14 protein-coding genes, 1 tRNA gene and 1 pseudogene are annotated in these 14,465 nt (G+C 67.9%); 7 read left to right on the forward strand and 9 right to left on the reverse strand.

From position 1 onward, the window contains the following. Positions 1-36 precede the first annotated feature (36 nt). From GOAMI_RS13555 to GOAMI_RS13565, 3 genes are all read left to right on the forward strand, one after another. Positions 37-1,611 (forward strand): 4Fe-4S binding protein, encoded by a 1,575-nt coding sequence (locus tag GOAMI_RS13555; protein WP_006437109.1) that lies wholly within the window; start codon positions 37-39, stop codon positions 1,609-1,611. Then, a complete protein-coding gene (locus tag GOAMI_RS13560) occupies positions 1,553-2,026 on the forward strand; it encodes a hypothetical protein (protein ID WP_006437110.1) in 474 nt (157 codons plus the stop codon). Before GOAMI_RS13555 ends, GOAMI_RS13560 begins: the two co-directional genes overlap by 59 nt. 208 nt (positions 2,027-2,234) lie before the next feature. Continuing rightward, the gene (locus GOAMI_RS13565; protein ID WP_024497883.1) at positions 2,235-3,041 is read left to right on the forward strand and encodes a maleylpyruvate isomerase family mycothiol-dependent enzyme; all 807 of its coding nucleotides are present in this window, start codon (positions 2,235-2,237) and stop codon (positions 3,039-3,041) included. Between the two features lie 108 nt (positions 3,042-3,149). Here GOAMI_RS13565 and GOAMI_RS13570 read toward each other — a convergent pair whose 3' ends face one another. Together GOAMI_RS13570 and GOAMI_RS13575 are read right to left on the reverse strand one after the other, a co-directional pair. Further along, the gene (locus GOAMI_RS13570) at positions 3,150-4,691 is read right to left on the reverse strand and encodes a DEAD/DEAH box helicase (protein ID WP_006437112.1); all 1,542 of its coding nucleotides are present in this window, start codon (positions 4,689-4,691) and stop codon (positions 3,150-3,152) included. Between the two features lie 287 nt (positions 4,692-4,978). Continuing rightward, on the reverse strand, positions 4,979-5,542 hold the full coding sequence (locus tag GOAMI_RS13575; RefSeq protein WP_006437113.1) for a helix-turn-helix domain-containing protein: 564 nt from the start codon (positions 5,540-5,542) through the stop codon (positions 4,979-4,981). Between the two features lie 57 nt (positions 5,543-5,599). On the opposite strand from GOAMI_RS13575, the gene GOAMI_RS13580 reads away from it, so the two are divergent. Both GOAMI_RS13580 and GOAMI_RS13585 read left to right on the forward strand, forming a co-directional pair. Beyond that, positions 5,600-6,322 carry an AzlC family ABC transporter permease gene (locus GOAMI_RS13580; protein WP_006437114.1) on the forward strand — a complete coding sequence of 241 codons (723 nt, stop codon included), beginning with the start codon at positions 5,600-5,602 and terminating at the stop codon, positions 6,320-6,322. Then, the gene (locus GOAMI_RS13585) at positions 6,319-6,642 is read left to right on the forward strand and encodes an AzlD domain-containing protein (RefSeq protein ID WP_006437115.1); all 324 of its coding nucleotides are present in this window, start codon (positions 6,319-6,321) and stop codon (positions 6,640-6,642) included. Before GOAMI_RS13580 ends, GOAMI_RS13585 begins: the two co-directional genes overlap by 4 nt. 10 nt (positions 6,643-6,652) lie before the next feature. Here the strand turns inward: GOAMI_RS13585 and GOAMI_RS13590 are convergent, their stop codons facing one another. After that, complete coding sequence (locus GOAMI_RS13590) at positions 6,653-7,411, reverse strand: SDR family NAD(P)-dependent oxidoreductase (protein WP_236577645.1); 759 nt, start codon at positions 7,409-7,411, stop codon at positions 6,653-6,655. On the opposite strand from GOAMI_RS13590, the gene GOAMI_RS23485 reads away from it, so the two are divergent. Beyond that, positions 7,298-8,053, forward strand: a complete 756-nt coding sequence (locus GOAMI_RS23485; RefSeq protein WP_236577649.1) for a TetR/AcrR family transcriptional regulator — start codon at positions 7,298-7,300, stop codon at positions 8,051-8,053. The two genes, GOAMI_RS13590 and GOAMI_RS23485, sit on opposite strands and share 114 nt — an antisense overlap. A gap of 30 nt (positions 8,054-8,083) precedes the next feature. Here GOAMI_RS23485 and GOAMI_RS13600 read toward each other — a convergent pair whose 3' ends face one another. The 3 genes and pseudogenes from GOAMI_RS13600 to GOAMI_RS13610 form a co-directional block, all read right to left on the reverse strand. After that, complete coding sequence (locus tag GOAMI_RS13600; RefSeq protein ID WP_051995417.1) at positions 8,084-9,469, reverse strand: HNH endonuclease signature motif containing protein; 1,386 nt, start codon at positions 9,467-9,469, stop codon at positions 8,084-8,086. 137 nt (positions 9,470-9,606) lie between these two features. Further along, on the reverse strand, positions 9,607-10,896 hold the full coding sequence (locus GOAMI_RS13605) for a family 1 glycosylhydrolase (protein ID WP_006437119.1): 1,290 nt from the start codon (positions 10,894-10,896) through the stop codon (positions 9,607-9,609). 56 nt (positions 10,897-10,952) lie between these two features. Continuing rightward, a pseudogene (locus tag GOAMI_RS13610) lies at positions 10,953-11,899 on the reverse strand (esterase/lipase family protein). 220 nt (positions 11,900-12,119) lie between these two features. Here GOAMI_RS13610 and GOAMI_RS13615 point away from each other — a divergent pair. Next, positions 12,120-12,959: a mycofactocin-coupled SDR family oxidoreductase gene (locus tag GOAMI_RS13615; RefSeq protein WP_006437121.1), complete on the forward strand. Its 840-nt coding sequence runs from the start codon at positions 12,120-12,122 to the stop codon at positions 12,957-12,959. Positions 12,960-13,007: 48 nt separating this feature from the next. Here the strand turns inward: GOAMI_RS13615 and GOAMI_RS13620 are convergent, their stop codons facing one another. The 3 genes from GOAMI_RS13620 to GOAMI_RS13630 form a co-directional block, all read right to left on the reverse strand. Then, on the reverse strand, positions 13,008-13,445 hold the full coding sequence (locus GOAMI_RS13620) for a hypothetical protein (RefSeq protein ID WP_006437122.1): 438 nt from the start codon (positions 13,443-13,445) through the stop codon (positions 13,008-13,010). A 164-nt stretch (positions 13,446-13,609) separates the two neighbouring features. Further along, the gene (locus GOAMI_RS13625; protein WP_024500018.1) at positions 13,610-14,035 is read right to left on the reverse strand and encodes a DUF5994 family protein; all 426 of its coding nucleotides are present in this window, start codon (positions 14,033-14,035) and stop codon (positions 13,610-13,612) included. A 280-nt stretch (positions 14,036-14,315) separates the two neighbouring features. Then, positions 14,316-14,388: transfer RNA gene (locus GOAMI_RS13630), tRNA-Ala, on the reverse strand. Positions 14,389-14,465 lie beyond the last annotated feature (77 nt).

Genomic DNA, 14,465 nt, shown 5'->3' on the forward strand with positions numbered 1-14,465 from the left:
TCCGCCCTCCTCCACACAGGTAGCGAACCGACCCTCATGCCTCACGTCGTCACCCAGGCGTGCTGCGGCGACGCGTCGTGCGTCTACGCATGCCCCGTCAACTGCATCCACCCCACCCCGGAAGAACCCGACTTCGGCATCGCCGAGATGCTCTACATCGACCCGGCGACCTGCGTCGACTGCGGGGCATGCGTCAGCGCCTGCCCGGTCGGTGCCATCGTGCCCGGCCATCGCCTGCCCGACGGCCAGGAACGGTTCGCCGAGGTCAACGCTCTGCAATACCGCGACACCGTCGACGGTGCGGCGCGTTTCCCCGTGGACCCCGCACGACGACTCCCTCTCGCCCCGATCGACCGTCCGCGGCAGCTCGCGGTCGAGCGCCGGGTGTCGATCGGCATCGTCGGCTCCGGACCGTCGGCGATGTACGCCGCCGACGAGCTGCTGCGCCATCCCCAGGTCTCGGTGACGATGTACGAACGCCTCGACCGGCCGTTCGGTCTCGCCCGCTTCGGTGTCGCCCCGGACCACCTGCACACCCGCAAGGTGATGCGCCTGTTCGACGACATCGCGCGCAACCCGAATCTGGAGATCCTGCTCGACACCGAGGTGGGACGCGACATCACGCTCGACGACCTCCGGGCACGTCACTCGGGCGTCATCTGGGCCGTCGGCGCCCCCACCGACAAGACGCTGGACCTGCCGGGGATCGAGCAGGCCGGCGTCACCAGCGCCACGTCGTTCGTCGGCTGGTACAACGGCCATCCGGACTTCACCGACCTCGACGTCGACCTGTCCACCGACCGGGTGGTGGTCATCGGCAACGGCAACGTCGCACTCGACGTCGCACGCATCCTCGTCGCCGACCCCGCCGCACTCGCCGACACGCCCATCTCGCCGGGCGCACTGGCCGCCCTGCGGCGGTCGTCGGTGCGCGAGGTCGTCGTTCTGGGACGGCGCGGACCCGTCCACGCCGCATTCACGTTGCCCGAGCTGATCGGGTTGGTGGATTCCGGTGTCGCGGTGACGGTCGATCCCGCCGATCTCGAGTCGCCTCCGGTGGACGGCGAACTCGACGCGACCACCCGCGCCAAACTCGACATCCTGGCCGAATGCGCCGCTGCCGGTGAACCCGAGGGGCGTCGGATCAGGCTGGCGTTCTTCGGTTCTCCGCTCGAGGTGCGCGGGCAGGACGGACGCGCGAACGGTGTCGTCGTGGGCCGCAACCGGGTGATCGTCGACGACGCGGGCGCGACCGTGATCGAACCCACCGGTGAAAGCGTCACTCTCGAGGCCGGACTCGTGCTGACCTCGGTCGGTTACCGCGGCGTCCCCGTACCGGGCCTGCCCTTCGACGAAGCAAAGGGCGTCATCCCGCATCGCGCCGGCCGGGTGTTCGACGGCGACGAACAGGTACCGGGCACGTACGTGACCGGCTGGATCAAGCGTGGACCGTCGGGCTTCATCGGCACCAACAAGACCGACTCGGCGGAGACCGTGTCCTCGCTGCTCGCAGATCTCGAAGAGGACGCGCTCTCGGATAGATTGATCGACCATGGGGCCCGCGTACCAGCGCACCACCGTGCGCGCCGATCTGTCCGCTCTTCCGGCTGACCTCGCGGCGGCGCTGCGTGACCATGCCGAGTCGCGGCAGCTGACCATCACCGATGACCTGCCCGCGTGGATCACCCGGAGCATCAATCCGCCGTCCACGTCGCTGACCGGCAAGCTTTTCGGGCGGCGCGCCAACCCTGCCGATCCCGACTCTGAGCACCAGACACTCGTCGCACTGCACCCGACGCACCTGCTGGTCGTCGTCTCCGGGGCGAATCGCGGGATCTCGGCGCTGTCGGTGCCGCTCGCCGTCGCGTCGGTCGAGACACCGGAGTCGGCGGACGGGTTCGCGGTGACCGGGTTCGCCGGTCAGGACGGCCGCCCGGGCAGTTATCACCTCGGCGTCGGCGAGCCACACGGCGCGGAGTGCCTTGAAGCGGTGCGTGCGGCGATCGTGGCCGCGAAGAACCGGTGACCGGTCGTTCTCTGCGGTGTCGGTTTCGTCCGATTGAGTGAGACACCCTGAAGCTGGACTCCAGACCTGGGATCGCGGCGAGAGAAGCCCGTATGACGTTGTGCGCGCGCCAGATAGCTGCTGTAGCTGCACACGATTCCGAACGAGGTGTCGCACGTCGCAGTGCGCACGAGTACTCTTGCGCCTCATGTGGGGGGACGAACCACGCGTGACGGGGATGTTCTCGAGGTTTGATTACACCGACGCCGCGCTGACCACCGGGGAACGTTTTCTGAAACTCGTCGAGGGGGTCGACGAGCCGGAGACGCGTCTGCCGGACATGCCGGGCTGGACGCTGGTCGACTGCCTGGGGCACGTTGCCCTAGCGCCGGCCCGGTTTCTCGCGCTCGCGCGCGGCGAGGGCGAATGGTGCCGACAGGCGATCGACGTCCCGGATTTCAACGCGAAACAGATCGCGAACCTGCCGACCCGTGACGTCTCGGTGCTGGCACGCCAGCTGAGAGAGGGTCTCGACATCCTGGTCGACACCGTCTCGCATTTCAATGCACAGGTACCGAAGATGCGGTTCGACGGCGACCGGCTCATCCGGGCCGACGCCGCGCTGGGCATCCTCATCGGCGAGTTCGTGGTGCACGGGCACGACATCGCGCGTGCGGTGGGCGCGCGGTGGTGGGTCGAGCCCGACGTGGTGCTGATGATCATCCGCGGCCGACAGCAGGTGCTGCCGAGCTGGGTGGACCCGACGGCAGCGGCGGGACACGACGGCACCTATGACATCCGATTGCGCGGGTGTTCGGAGCGCTACCTCTACGAGTTCACCGACGGTGAGCTGACCATCAACCCCGACGATCCCCGACGCGCCGAAGTCCACGTCAGCGTCGACCCCGCCGCGGCGCTGCTGATCGGTTACGGCCGGCTCTCCCCCACGTGGGCGGCGCTGACCGGCCGGGCATTCGCATGGGGAAGCAAGCCGTGGCTTGCGCCACGGCTTGCTCAGAAGTTCTTACCCGCCTGATTCAGCGGTTGGTTCGGTTCAGCGGTTGGTCGGCGAACCGGCCGGACGGCTGGCGCGACGTCCGCCCTGCGAACGTCCACCCGCACGATGCTGGTCGCCGGAACGGGGCTAAGCCGCCGAGCGACCCTGTCCTGCCGAACGGGACTGACCGGCGGAGCGGCCGTCGGAGGCACGCTGTCCACCCGACCGGCGCTCGCCCCCGCGGCTCTCGCCGCCCTGACCGCGTGCCCCGCCACGGCTCTCACCGCGGGCGGCGCCATTGCCGCGACCTTCGCCGCGAGCACGCCCCGGGTGTCCGCCGCGGCGACCACCCTGCGAACGACCGCCTTGCGAACGACCACCCTGCGAACGACCACCCTGGCCACCACCACGGGCTGCCTCGGCGGCCGCGCGCTCGGCAGCCGACACGCGGGGGGCCCGCTCGCCGACGAGCTCGTCGACGGCGCCGGCCTTGGCGTCGACCTGCTTCGGGGTGACCTTGATCTTGGCCTTGCGGAGCAGCTGCGAGACCTCCCGACGCTGCTCGGGCAGGCACACGGTGACGACGTCACCGGAGCTGCCGGCGCGCGCGGTGCGGCCCGAACGGTGCAGGTAGGCCTTGTGCTCGGCGGGCGGATCGACGTGGACGACCAGCTCGATGCCGTCGACGTGCACACCGCGGGCGGCGACGTCGGTGGCCACGAGGACGCGCACGTCTCCCTCACCGAAGGCGGCGAGGTTGCGATCGCGCTGGGCCTGACTGAGGTTGCCGTGCAGGTCGACGGCCGGGATGCCCTGTTCGCTCAGCTTCTTGGCGAGCTTCTTGGCCTGATGCTTGGTGCGCATGAACAGGATTCGGCGGCCGGCGCCGGAAGCGAGTTCGGCGACGAGGTCGGCCTTGCCCGCCGACGACACCTCGAACACGTGATGGGTCATGGCGGCGACCGGCGACTCGGCGGAGTCGACCGAATGCAGGACCGGGTTGTCGAGGAAGCGCTTGGCCAGCTTGTCGACGCCGTTGTCGAGGGTTGCCGAGAACAGCATCCGCTGACCCTCCGCCGGGGTGGCGGCGAGGAGCTTGGTGACGACCGGGAGGAAGCCCAGGTCGGCCATGTGATCGGCCTCGTCGATGACGGTGATCTCCACCTCGTCGAGCTTCACGATGCCCTGGCGCATGAGGTCTTCGAGGCGTCCCGGGCAAGCGACGACGATGTCGACGCCGCGGCGGAAGGCCTGTTCCTGGCGGGTCTGCTTGACGCCGCCGAAGACGGTGGTGACGGTGAGGCCGACGGCGGCCGCGAGCGGCTCGACGACAGCCGCGATCTGGGTGGCCAGTTCACGGGTCGGCGCCAGGATGAGGCCGGTGGGGGCACCGACGTAGCGCTTGACCTGCATCTCGGCGAGTCCGGCGACCAGCGGGATGGAGAAGGCGAGGGTCTTGCCCGAGCCGGTCTTGCCGCGGCCGAGGACGTCCTTGCCGTCGAGGGTGTCGGGCAGGGTGTCGGCCTGGATCGGGAAGGCGTCGGCCTTGCCCTGCGATGCCAGAACCTGGACCAGTTTTGTTGGTACGCCGAGGGATTCGAAGGAAACCTGGGGAGCGGTGGTGTCGGCGGGAGTGGTGTCGGCGACCTGGTTTGCAGGTGCCGAGGGGGTCTCGAGGACAGCAGTCATTATGTGAGCAGAGCTCTTCCTGTGCGTGGCACGCGAGCAGGACGACAGTTCACTGCCGATGGTCGGTGCCGATGGCGAACACGCGGGTACGCGGGCTCGTTCGCCGTATGAAGTCAATGGCAGGCGGTGGACATCTGAAGTCCGACCCGGCGACCACCTGAGTGGGCCCCGACCTGCGAGAGAAGCGTTCTACGACGCGTTGATGCAACCCGTCATGGGTGCAACACTGCGATCGACACTACGCGCCGGTAACGAAAGAAGCGAATCGTTGTGACCGAGGTCGCGGCTCAGAACGTCTCGCTCAGCATGACGGCGACGGTGCCGGGTTCCAGCGCGTCGAAGACATGCTCGACGTCACCGGGATAGGAGATGTAATCCCCGGGGCCGAGTTCTTCGGCGGCGTCACTCGGCCCCAGCCGTGCACGCCCGGCGCTGATGACCACGTGTTCAACGACGCCGCGCGCATGCGGCGCGGAAACCCGCGGCTTGCCGGGTTCTGCCCGGATGACATACATGTCGCGTCGGGAGCCGGGCGCGGCGGTCGACAGCAGGGTGGCCGAGTAATCGGCGTCTGCGGCGGGGATGAGGGGCCCCTCCCCGAACCGGATCACCTCGACGGTCGGCGCGGGTGAGTCCAGCAGCGCCGAGAACTGCACGCCGAGTGCCGTGGACAGCGACCACAGCGTCTCGACGCTGGGGTTCCCCTCGCCCGATTCGAGCTGGGACAGGGTCGACTTCCCGATACCCGCACGACGCGCCAGCTCGGTGAGCGACAGTCCGGCACGTGCACGTTCGCGCTTCAGCGACGCGGCGACCAGCGCTTTCGGGTTCACCTGCCGAGATTCGTTCATCAAACCGTCCGATCGTCCATCTTGACGAACACCTGTTGTGTGTTCACTATGATAGTCATGCGTTCGGCATGGAGAACAATCGATTCGGCGACCCTGCGCGCCGTCGTCGTGATGTGCCTGTCGGTACTCGTGATCGGCGCGTCGTACGGGGTCGCGGCCCACAGCGCCGGCCTCGCCCTCTGGCAGATCGTGCTCATCGCAACCGTCGTGCTCGCCGGGTCGTCAGAGTTCGTCTTCGTCGGCGTCCTGGCCGCCGGGGGCGTCCCTGTTGTCGCCGCCCTCGCCGGACTCCTGGTCGTCAACACCCGCAACTTCGGGTACGGGCTCGCGGTGGGCAAACACCTGCGCGGGCTCCCGGAGGCCTTCCTCGGAGCACACCTGATCAACGACGAGACGGCCGCGATGACCACCGCGGAATCCGAGCCGCGGCGCGCCCGTGCGGCATTCCTGCTGTGCGGCTTGGGAATACTCATCTGCTGGCCGGTCGGAGCCGGGCTGGGTGCCCTCCTCGGGAGCAGCGTCGCGAGTCCTGAAGCGCTGGGACTCGACGCCGCATTCCCCGCTCTGCTTGCCGCGCTTGCCATTCCGGCCTTGCGGACGCGCGCCACCTGGGCAGCGGTCGCCGTCGGGGGTGCCGTCGCGGTGGCCTCGACGCCGTTCCTGCCCGCCGGTTTGCCGATCCTGTGCGCACTGGCCGGATTCGCCGCCGTCGAAGCAGCCCGGCGGCTGCGGCCCCCGCCGCTCGAGCCGTGTCGAAACCACAGTGAGGCACCCCGATGATCTCCGAATTCTCCCTCGGCATCGGAATCGCCGTCCTCGCTGTCGGCACCTACCTGATCCGGCTGGCCGGGCCGCTCCTCCGCAACCGTCTCACGGTGTCGGCGACCGCGGAGAAGCTGATGGATCGGGCCCCCGTGGTGTTGCTCGTGGCGGTGGCGCTGACCGGGGCCGTATTCGCCGGTCACGACTTCGCCGGCTGGGCACGGCCCGCGGGCGTGGCCGTCGGCGTCCTCACGGCCGTCCTGCGCGCGCCGATCGCGGTCGTGGTCATCCTCGCCGCCGCGACCGCCGCTGGCCTCCGCGCGCTCGGCCTCCCCTGAGCCGACCTCGTCAGGCATGCGCCTGGGCCGCGTACTCGCGTGCGCGCCGATCGAGAACCACGGCGACCTGGGACGGCGCGTCCTCGCCGATCAGGAGTCTCAGACGGCCTGGTTCCGGGTCGGCGATATGCGCGACGAGACGCTCGGCGACCGCGGCGGGCGAGGTGCCTCCGCCGGTAGCCCCTGGATCATGGGGCCAGGGCACAGCGGCGGTGCCGAGGCGCTCGGCGCGGATGGCGTCGTACACGTTCTTCGGCTGACTGAATCGCATACTGCCCGTGGCCCATTCCGTATCCATGGACCCGATCTCGGCGATGGTGACTCGTACCCCGAACGCTGCCACCTCGTCGGCAAGGGCTTCACTGAAGCCTTCGAGTCCCCACTTGGCGGCGTTGTACAGCCCGAAGAACGGCATCGCGCCCACACCTCCCACCGAGGAGATCTGAACGATGTGCCCAGAACGCTGCTCTCGCATGACGGGCAACGCTGCCTGACTCATCCACAACGGACCGAGTAGGTCTGTGTCGATGATGGCTCGCGCCTCGCCTTCATCGACCTCCTCGATGGCCCCGACCAACCCGTAGCCCGCGTTGTTGACCAGGACATCCAGCCGGCCGCATTCGGCGACAGCCCGTTCCACGGCGACATGGCAGGCCTGCCTGTCGGTTACGTCGACCCGGAGAACAGTCAGTCGAGGGTCAGTGATGGGAAATTCGACCCGTCGCGTGGTGGCGACGACGTTGTGTCCTGCCTCGAGTGCTCGACGCACAAGTGCCAACCCAAGGCCCTGTCCGGCTCCGGTGATCATCCACGTCTGTGTTCTGGTCATGCGCCCATTCAAACACAAACGAGACGCTGCGTCTCGTTTTATAGTGGACCAGTGCCGCATCTACGAACCGTGAAGAAAGTCCATGCCGCAGTGTTGCGGCTTGCGCTGCGCGCCGGACCGACGGCGCTGACCATGGAGGGGATCGCGGCCGAAGCCGGCGTGGGCAAGCAGACCCTGTACCGCAACTGGCCCTCGGTCACGGCGATCGTGTTCGACGCGCTCGCCCACGACAGCACCCCTCCCCCGGAGAGACCCGCAGATACGTCGGTCACGGCTGCACTCAGCGCGGCCGTCGAGGAGATCTCGACCGAACCGCGGCGTTCTCTACTCCGGTCGCTGGCCGCCTCGATCCAGACCGACGATGCGGTGGCGCAAGAATTTCAGGAGCGGCTCCTTGCGCCTCAGCTTGCCCAGATGCGGGAACTCGTCCGTGGCGAGGGCGCGCGAGACCCTGTCCGGGTCACCGAAATGCTTCTCGCCCCGATCTTCTACCGCTGGTTCATGCAGCTGCCTCAGTTCGACGACGCGGCGCTTTCGGAACACGTCCGAGCCGTGATGGCATTCGACCGGCAGCGAGATTGAGGGAGGTGGGTCGGCGGCCGCGCTGAGCGGTCAGGCGGCGACAGCGGCTGCGTTGCGCTCCTTCCATTCCCACACCGCGTAGATCACCTCGGTCGCATACCCGAGCTCGAGCCTCCCGCCACCGACCGGCACCGTCGCATCCGAGGCGACATCAGCATTGGGCCTCCACTGTCCCGGTGCCCGCATCGACGGAGCCACATCGATCGGTGCCCCGTCCGGCCAGTGAAACGAAAACCGTTGCCCGCCATGCGCAGCGATACCAAACTCACCCCGATGCAACGCCCGATGACACGACCCACACAACAAAATAAGATTATCCGGATCCGTCGCCCCACCCGCCGACCACAACACCACATGATGAGCATGCAAATGCCGCGTCCGCTCACACCCCGGCATCTGACAACACCGATCCCGCACAAACAGCGCCTTCACCAGCGCCTTGTTCGGCGCCCGCTTCTTTCGACCCAACCCCAACAACGCCAACCTCCCCGGACGACCAGACACCCTCGCAGACAACACCTCACGCCTCGCCGCACCACACGACGCCTCCCCCACCTCCGCCGCCGACAACGCCGGACCATCATCGAGATGCGCACTCTCCACACCGTCGCCGGCATGGATCAGGATCTCCGCCCCCGGCGCAAGATCGGGCATCGCGATCCCCTCATGCACCATGTCCGCCATCGCCACCACCGCCGGCGCCACATTCGACGGCACATGCCGCCACAAATCCCGCCGATTCGCCGGCCGAACCTCCGAATCGGGCTCACCCGACACCGTCTCGAGCGCACCCGCAGCGTTCCGCGGAACACCCGCCGGCACCGGCAGATCGTCGTCGCTCACCGTGCGGGTGCGTTCATACTCCGCCCGCACCGCCCCCGCCAGAAACCGCGCACCGTCCAGCGGCGTGAACCGCAACGACACCGACAACGTCCCATCGGCATTCCACTTCCACCGCCCCGCCGACTCCCGCGGCGCCACCGGCTCATCCGTCCCGTTCGCCGCATCGATCTGACGCATCGCCCGCACCGCCCGCTCCACCTGCGACGCCGTGCACGACAACGCCAAATTCACCAACTCCTGCTCCCGCACGTCAGTCGCCACCCGCGTCAACGCCCGCACCTTCGAATACGACAGCCGCCCCTGCGCGAACGCCGCACGGATCACCGGCAACCCCCGCAACGCCCGCGCCACCCGCACCTGCTCATGCGCCGTGCGCTGAGTGATCCCCGCTTTCCACGACAACCACTGCGCCAACGATGAAATCCCCGGCCCCGACCACGACCGCCGTTCCTCCAACACCGCCACATGCGCAAAGAACTGGGCCGTCAACGCGGTGATCTGCGCCGCGTACCCGATCACCCGTGCCTCCAGCACCTCATCAGCCAACGACGACGGATCCGCACCATCGAACATCGACGCCACACCCTCACCACGCAACACCGAAACAGACACCCCAACCCCCCGCTGTTCGAACAGATATACGAACAACCTAGCCCCGCCCACCGACAACCCGCAGGTCACCGAGACCCGAGTGTTCCGCGGAACACTACTCAGCGGACGACAGCCGGGTCGGCGCAGCTGTCCGGAACGTCGACCAGTGAGCACGGCACCGGCATCCGCGTCGGCCGGTAATCGGCAGGCACTCCCCCGGCCCGCGTGATCTCCCGGTAAGCGGCGACGCCGTCGGTGGGACGCCGTGTCAGCGACGGGTCTCGCCGGACGTCGACGGTGAACAGACCGAAGCGCGAGTCGAAATCGCCCCACTCGTAGTTGTCGGTGAGACTCCAGTAGTTGTAGGACTTCACGGGGATGCCGTCCTGCTTGGCCCGCTGCAGCCAGTACACCGTGTCACGAAGGTGGTCCGAACGCCGATAACCGTCGGGGCGTCGGCCGGCCGGATCGGTGGCCAGCCCGTTCTCGATCACCCGGATCGGCTTGCCCGGGAACTGCCCCGCCACGTGGCGGAGCACGTAATAGATGCTCTCGGGCGCCTGTGAGCTCTTCCAGAACTCGCCGAGTGCACCGTAGGCCACCGACGCATCGGTAACCGAGAACGAGTAGTAGTGGTCGACGCCGACGAAGTCCAGGGTGTCGCGCATCCGTTGCGGGAAAATCGATTCCAGCCACGGCTGGAGTCCGGCGATCGGATAGTAGGCGAAGTTCGACGACACCTCCGCGCCCGGCTGGACCCGATGGATGTGCCGGTAGACGGCCCGATGCGCCGCGACGATCCCGTCGACCATCCGGCCCAGGTTCTGTGGCGAGACCCCGCCGTACTGGAGTTCGCGCCGAACGTACTCGGTCGGTTCGTTGAACGTGATCCACAGCGGGTCGGCCCAGGCATACCGGTCGACGACCCGGGAGGCGAACGCCACCATGTCGTCGGCCATTCCGGGGCGATTCCACCCGCCGAGATCCACCGCCCAGCCAGGATGTACCCAGTGGTTGAGCGTGATCATCGGTCGCATGCCGGCGTCGACGACTTTGCGGATCACCCTGTCGTAGAACGCCCAGCCCGCCGGATCATCGTGTCCGCGTGTCGGTTCCACCCGCGACCACTCGACCGACGTGCGGTAGATCCCGACACCGAGCGACGCGGCCCGGTCGATGTCCTCGGCGTGACGATGGTAGAAGTCGACGGCGTTGCCGACCGGATCCTCGACCTTGCCCTGCTTGCCGTACCGCAGCCAGTTCGAGTCCCGGTTGTATCCCTCGGACTGGAAGCCGGATTGGGCGACGCCGAAATCGAAGTCCGGACCGAGCGGCGGAACCGCGGCTCGCGCCGGCGAGGAGACACCGACGGGCAGCAACAGCACTGCGGCAAGCGCGATCACGAGCACGGCGGACACCCGCGGTAGACGCCGAACGCCGGGACGGAAGGGTTCGTGCACGACGGTCAGAACGGGCTACCCGTGAACGGTGCGACCCGCTCGCACGGCACGCGTCGAGGGTGCTCGGGATCGAGCGCGTTCAGCACGAAGTACGCCGTTCGCCGCGACCCCGCCATACCCGCATGCTCGGTGTAGTCGACCGACATCCCTCCTGCACAACGATGTTGCGGACATTCGATCCACCTGGCGGAAGTCCGTACCAGTACGGCACCACCAGTTCATCGTGGCGCGTGGCGATGTTGGTGTACTCGATGCCCGGCAGGTAGTAGCCACCCTCGGCGACCCTACGCAGGAACGCGGCACCGGGGTCGAGGTCGAAACACGCCTGGCACAGGGGAACCTGCTCGGGCCGGACACCGAGACCGCGTACGAACGGGCCGATGGCATCGGCGCCGGCGACGGTCGTCCCCCGCCACACGGGTGCCAGCGAGACGTACTTGTCGATGTTGTGTTGGCCACCGAGATACTTGGCGTAGTACGCCGGCACCACGGTCCCCTGGGAATGTCCGACGATGTCGACCTTCGACGCGCCGGTGGCGCGACGCACCTTGGTGACGAAGCCGCCCAGTTCGCGTGCACTCTCCGACATCAGGCCCATCCCGCCGATCGCACTGATCGGCCACGGGGCGCCCTTGAGCGCGCCGTAGGTGGGCGTGAAGACGCAGTATCCCTCGTTCTTCAGCAGCGGGACGTAGGTTCCCCAGTTGGTCTGCTGCGATCCGCCCGTCCCGTGTACGAGGATGACCGGGTGGGGGTGACGCGTCGACGGCTTGCAGTTCCAGTCGTTCGCGCCGGGCAGCGAACCACCCGGGTCGGTGAGTTCACCGGGGATTCCGGAGAGGAAGTTGTAGGTAACCGGCAATGTGTCTGCCCGCGCGGGCGTGGCGGTGGCGACCAACACCCCGGCCAGCGCCGCCACGACCAGCCCCAACAGCAGCTTCGAGGACCTCATCGCTGAGAAACTAACAAAGACCTGCGGACCTGGGTGGGCGTTTACCCAGACCGGTTGCCGGACTCCCCGTCAACAGGAACCGACCGGCCCGAACGCGCCGATCTCGAAGACCGCCCCCGCGCCCATTGGTCGGGTGAGGACGTCCACACCGTGGCACGATGAGAGGTCTACGGGAAGCCATGCGGTCATGCGCCTAGGACCAGATGAGGATCACGCAGACATGACGAGCACATACGACGGCCAGGTAGCACTGATCACCGGCGCGGCCCGCGGCCAGGGCCGCAGCCACGCGGTCGCCTTCGCCGAACGCGGGGCCGACGTCGTCCTCTGCGACCGCTGCGAGGACAGCCCCGCGGTCGGTTATCCGCTGGCCACCGAGCCCGATCTGGCCGAGACCGCGCGTCTGGTCGCCGCCACCGGCCGCAGATGCATCTCCGTCCGGGCCGACACCGCCGACCGCGCCGCGATGGATGCGCTGGTCGCACAGGCGCATTCGGAGTTCGGCCGCATCGACATCGCGGTCGCCAACGCGGGCGTGTCGGTCGCGGCACCTGTGCAGTCGATGAGCTCCGGCCAGTGGGCGGAGGTCATCTCCTCCAATCTGACCGGTGTCTTCAACACGGTCGGCGCGGTGGCGGGCGGGATGATCGAACGCGACTACGGACGGATCGTCACCATCTCGTCGATGCTCGGCCGGGCCGGTAACACCAACATGGCGGGGTATGCGGCATCCAAATGGGGTGTCATCGGTTTCACCAAGAGCGCGGCCCTCGACCTCGCCGGTCACGGCATCACCGTCAACGCCATTGCGCCCGGGAACATCTCGACGCCGATGATCCACAACGAGGCGCTGTACTCGATGATGCGCCCGGACCTGCAATCCCCCACGATCGACGACGTCGCGCCCGTCTTCGAATCTCTCCATGCACAACCGGTCCCCTGGCTGGAGGCCGCGGAGATCACCCGGGTCGTGCTGTTCCTGACCGAGCCGGACAACGCTCACATCAGCGGTGCCGTGATCCCGGTCGACGCCGGAAACGCCGCGCGCGTCACCGGCTGACGCGCATCTCCGGTCACGGTCGCCGAGGCATCACGCGTCCAGATGAGGTCACACGGTGTTTTCCTCGTCGCGATGGCGGAAGTCGCGCACGGTCGCGACGGCCGACGCGAGGACGAGAACGAAGCCGGTCACCAATAGTGTCACCGCGACGTAGTGCATGACGCTCTCGTAGTGGCCGAGGTCGAATTGCTCGGCCGCGATTCGGAATCCGACCACGACGAGCCAGGCGAGGAACGCCATCGTGAGCGTCCGACGCTGAAAGACCGCACTGCGACGCCGATGCTCGTGCTCGGCGAGATCGTCGATGGCGGCGAGGACGATTCCGCTCATCCGCGTGTGTGCCGGCGTCTCGGGCGACAGCTTGGCCAGGATGTCGACCTTCTGGGACAGCTTCTGGTGCCGGTCGTTGGCGTCGAGTCGCGCGATGACCGCTCCGATCATCGCGACCAGCAGCGTCCCGGCGAAGGTGAGCATCGCGGCGGTCATAGGCGGAAACCTACAGCGACCCGGGCTCGGAAGGCGGCCGAAACCGCAGCATCCCCGCCACGACGGACCGCTGCGTCCCGGGTGGCGGAGACCGGAAAGCGCCCTCCACGCGATGAACGACGACGATAGGTCGCTCGGATGTGCCCGAGTTCGAACCTCAGGGATCAGGACGTGGACAGCGACCGGCGAGCGAGCTCCAGAATCCGCTCCGCACGACGGTATTCCAGCGAATGCAGCTGACTGTCCGGGGACACGGTGTTGCTCGCCTGACGCAGCAGGATCGCTGCCAGGGACGACACGGTTCGCGGGGGGATGACCAGCAGGGTCACCTCGATCCCCTTCGCGGTCAGAGTCATCAACGGCGGCGTCGCGGGCGAGTCGGGCGAATCCAGGCCGGGGTATCGGCGGAAACTCTGCCAGTTGACGTCGATGCCGGTCACCTCGCCGATCTGTGGTCGCGCGGCGGCGAGGACGCCGGGCAACTCGTCGGCGAGCTGGACCGTGTACGGGTACCAGGCGCCGCCGATCGCCACTGACGGATCGACGCCGAACCGCACTCGAGGCGGACCCAGAAGCGGCGGGGCGCTCATCGACGGGCCCCCACGGCCGGGACGATGAAACCACGCGAGACGGGACTCACATTTGCCACCTGACATGCTCACCAGACGGAAAACGGTCTGTCTGACACCGGAGACGCCGACAGCGGCCTGTCGGATGTTCGATCCGGATGTCTTCGACATTACCCCGGCCGTGCTCCGAGCCGTCGACCGGCGCGGACATCCGATCGACGGCGCCCAAACGTCGGCTCCCAAACGACAGCGCCCAAACGACAGCGAGGGCCCCGGCGTGCGCCGGAGCCCTCGGACTCTGTGGAGCTAAGGGGAATCGAACCCCTGACCTACTCGATGCGAACGAGTCGCGCTACCAACTGCGCCATAGCCCCGGAGGGTCGCATTGCGACCAGCCGGGAGCCACTTTAGCAGCCCCACCGCGCGGGATCCCAAACGCCTGGACCCATGG

It is taken from the genome of Gordonia amicalis NBRC 100051 = JCM 11271 (assembly GCF_000332995.1).
Lineage (GTDB): Bacteria > Actinomycetota > Actinomycetes > Mycobacteriales > Mycobacteriaceae > Gordonia > Gordonia amicalis.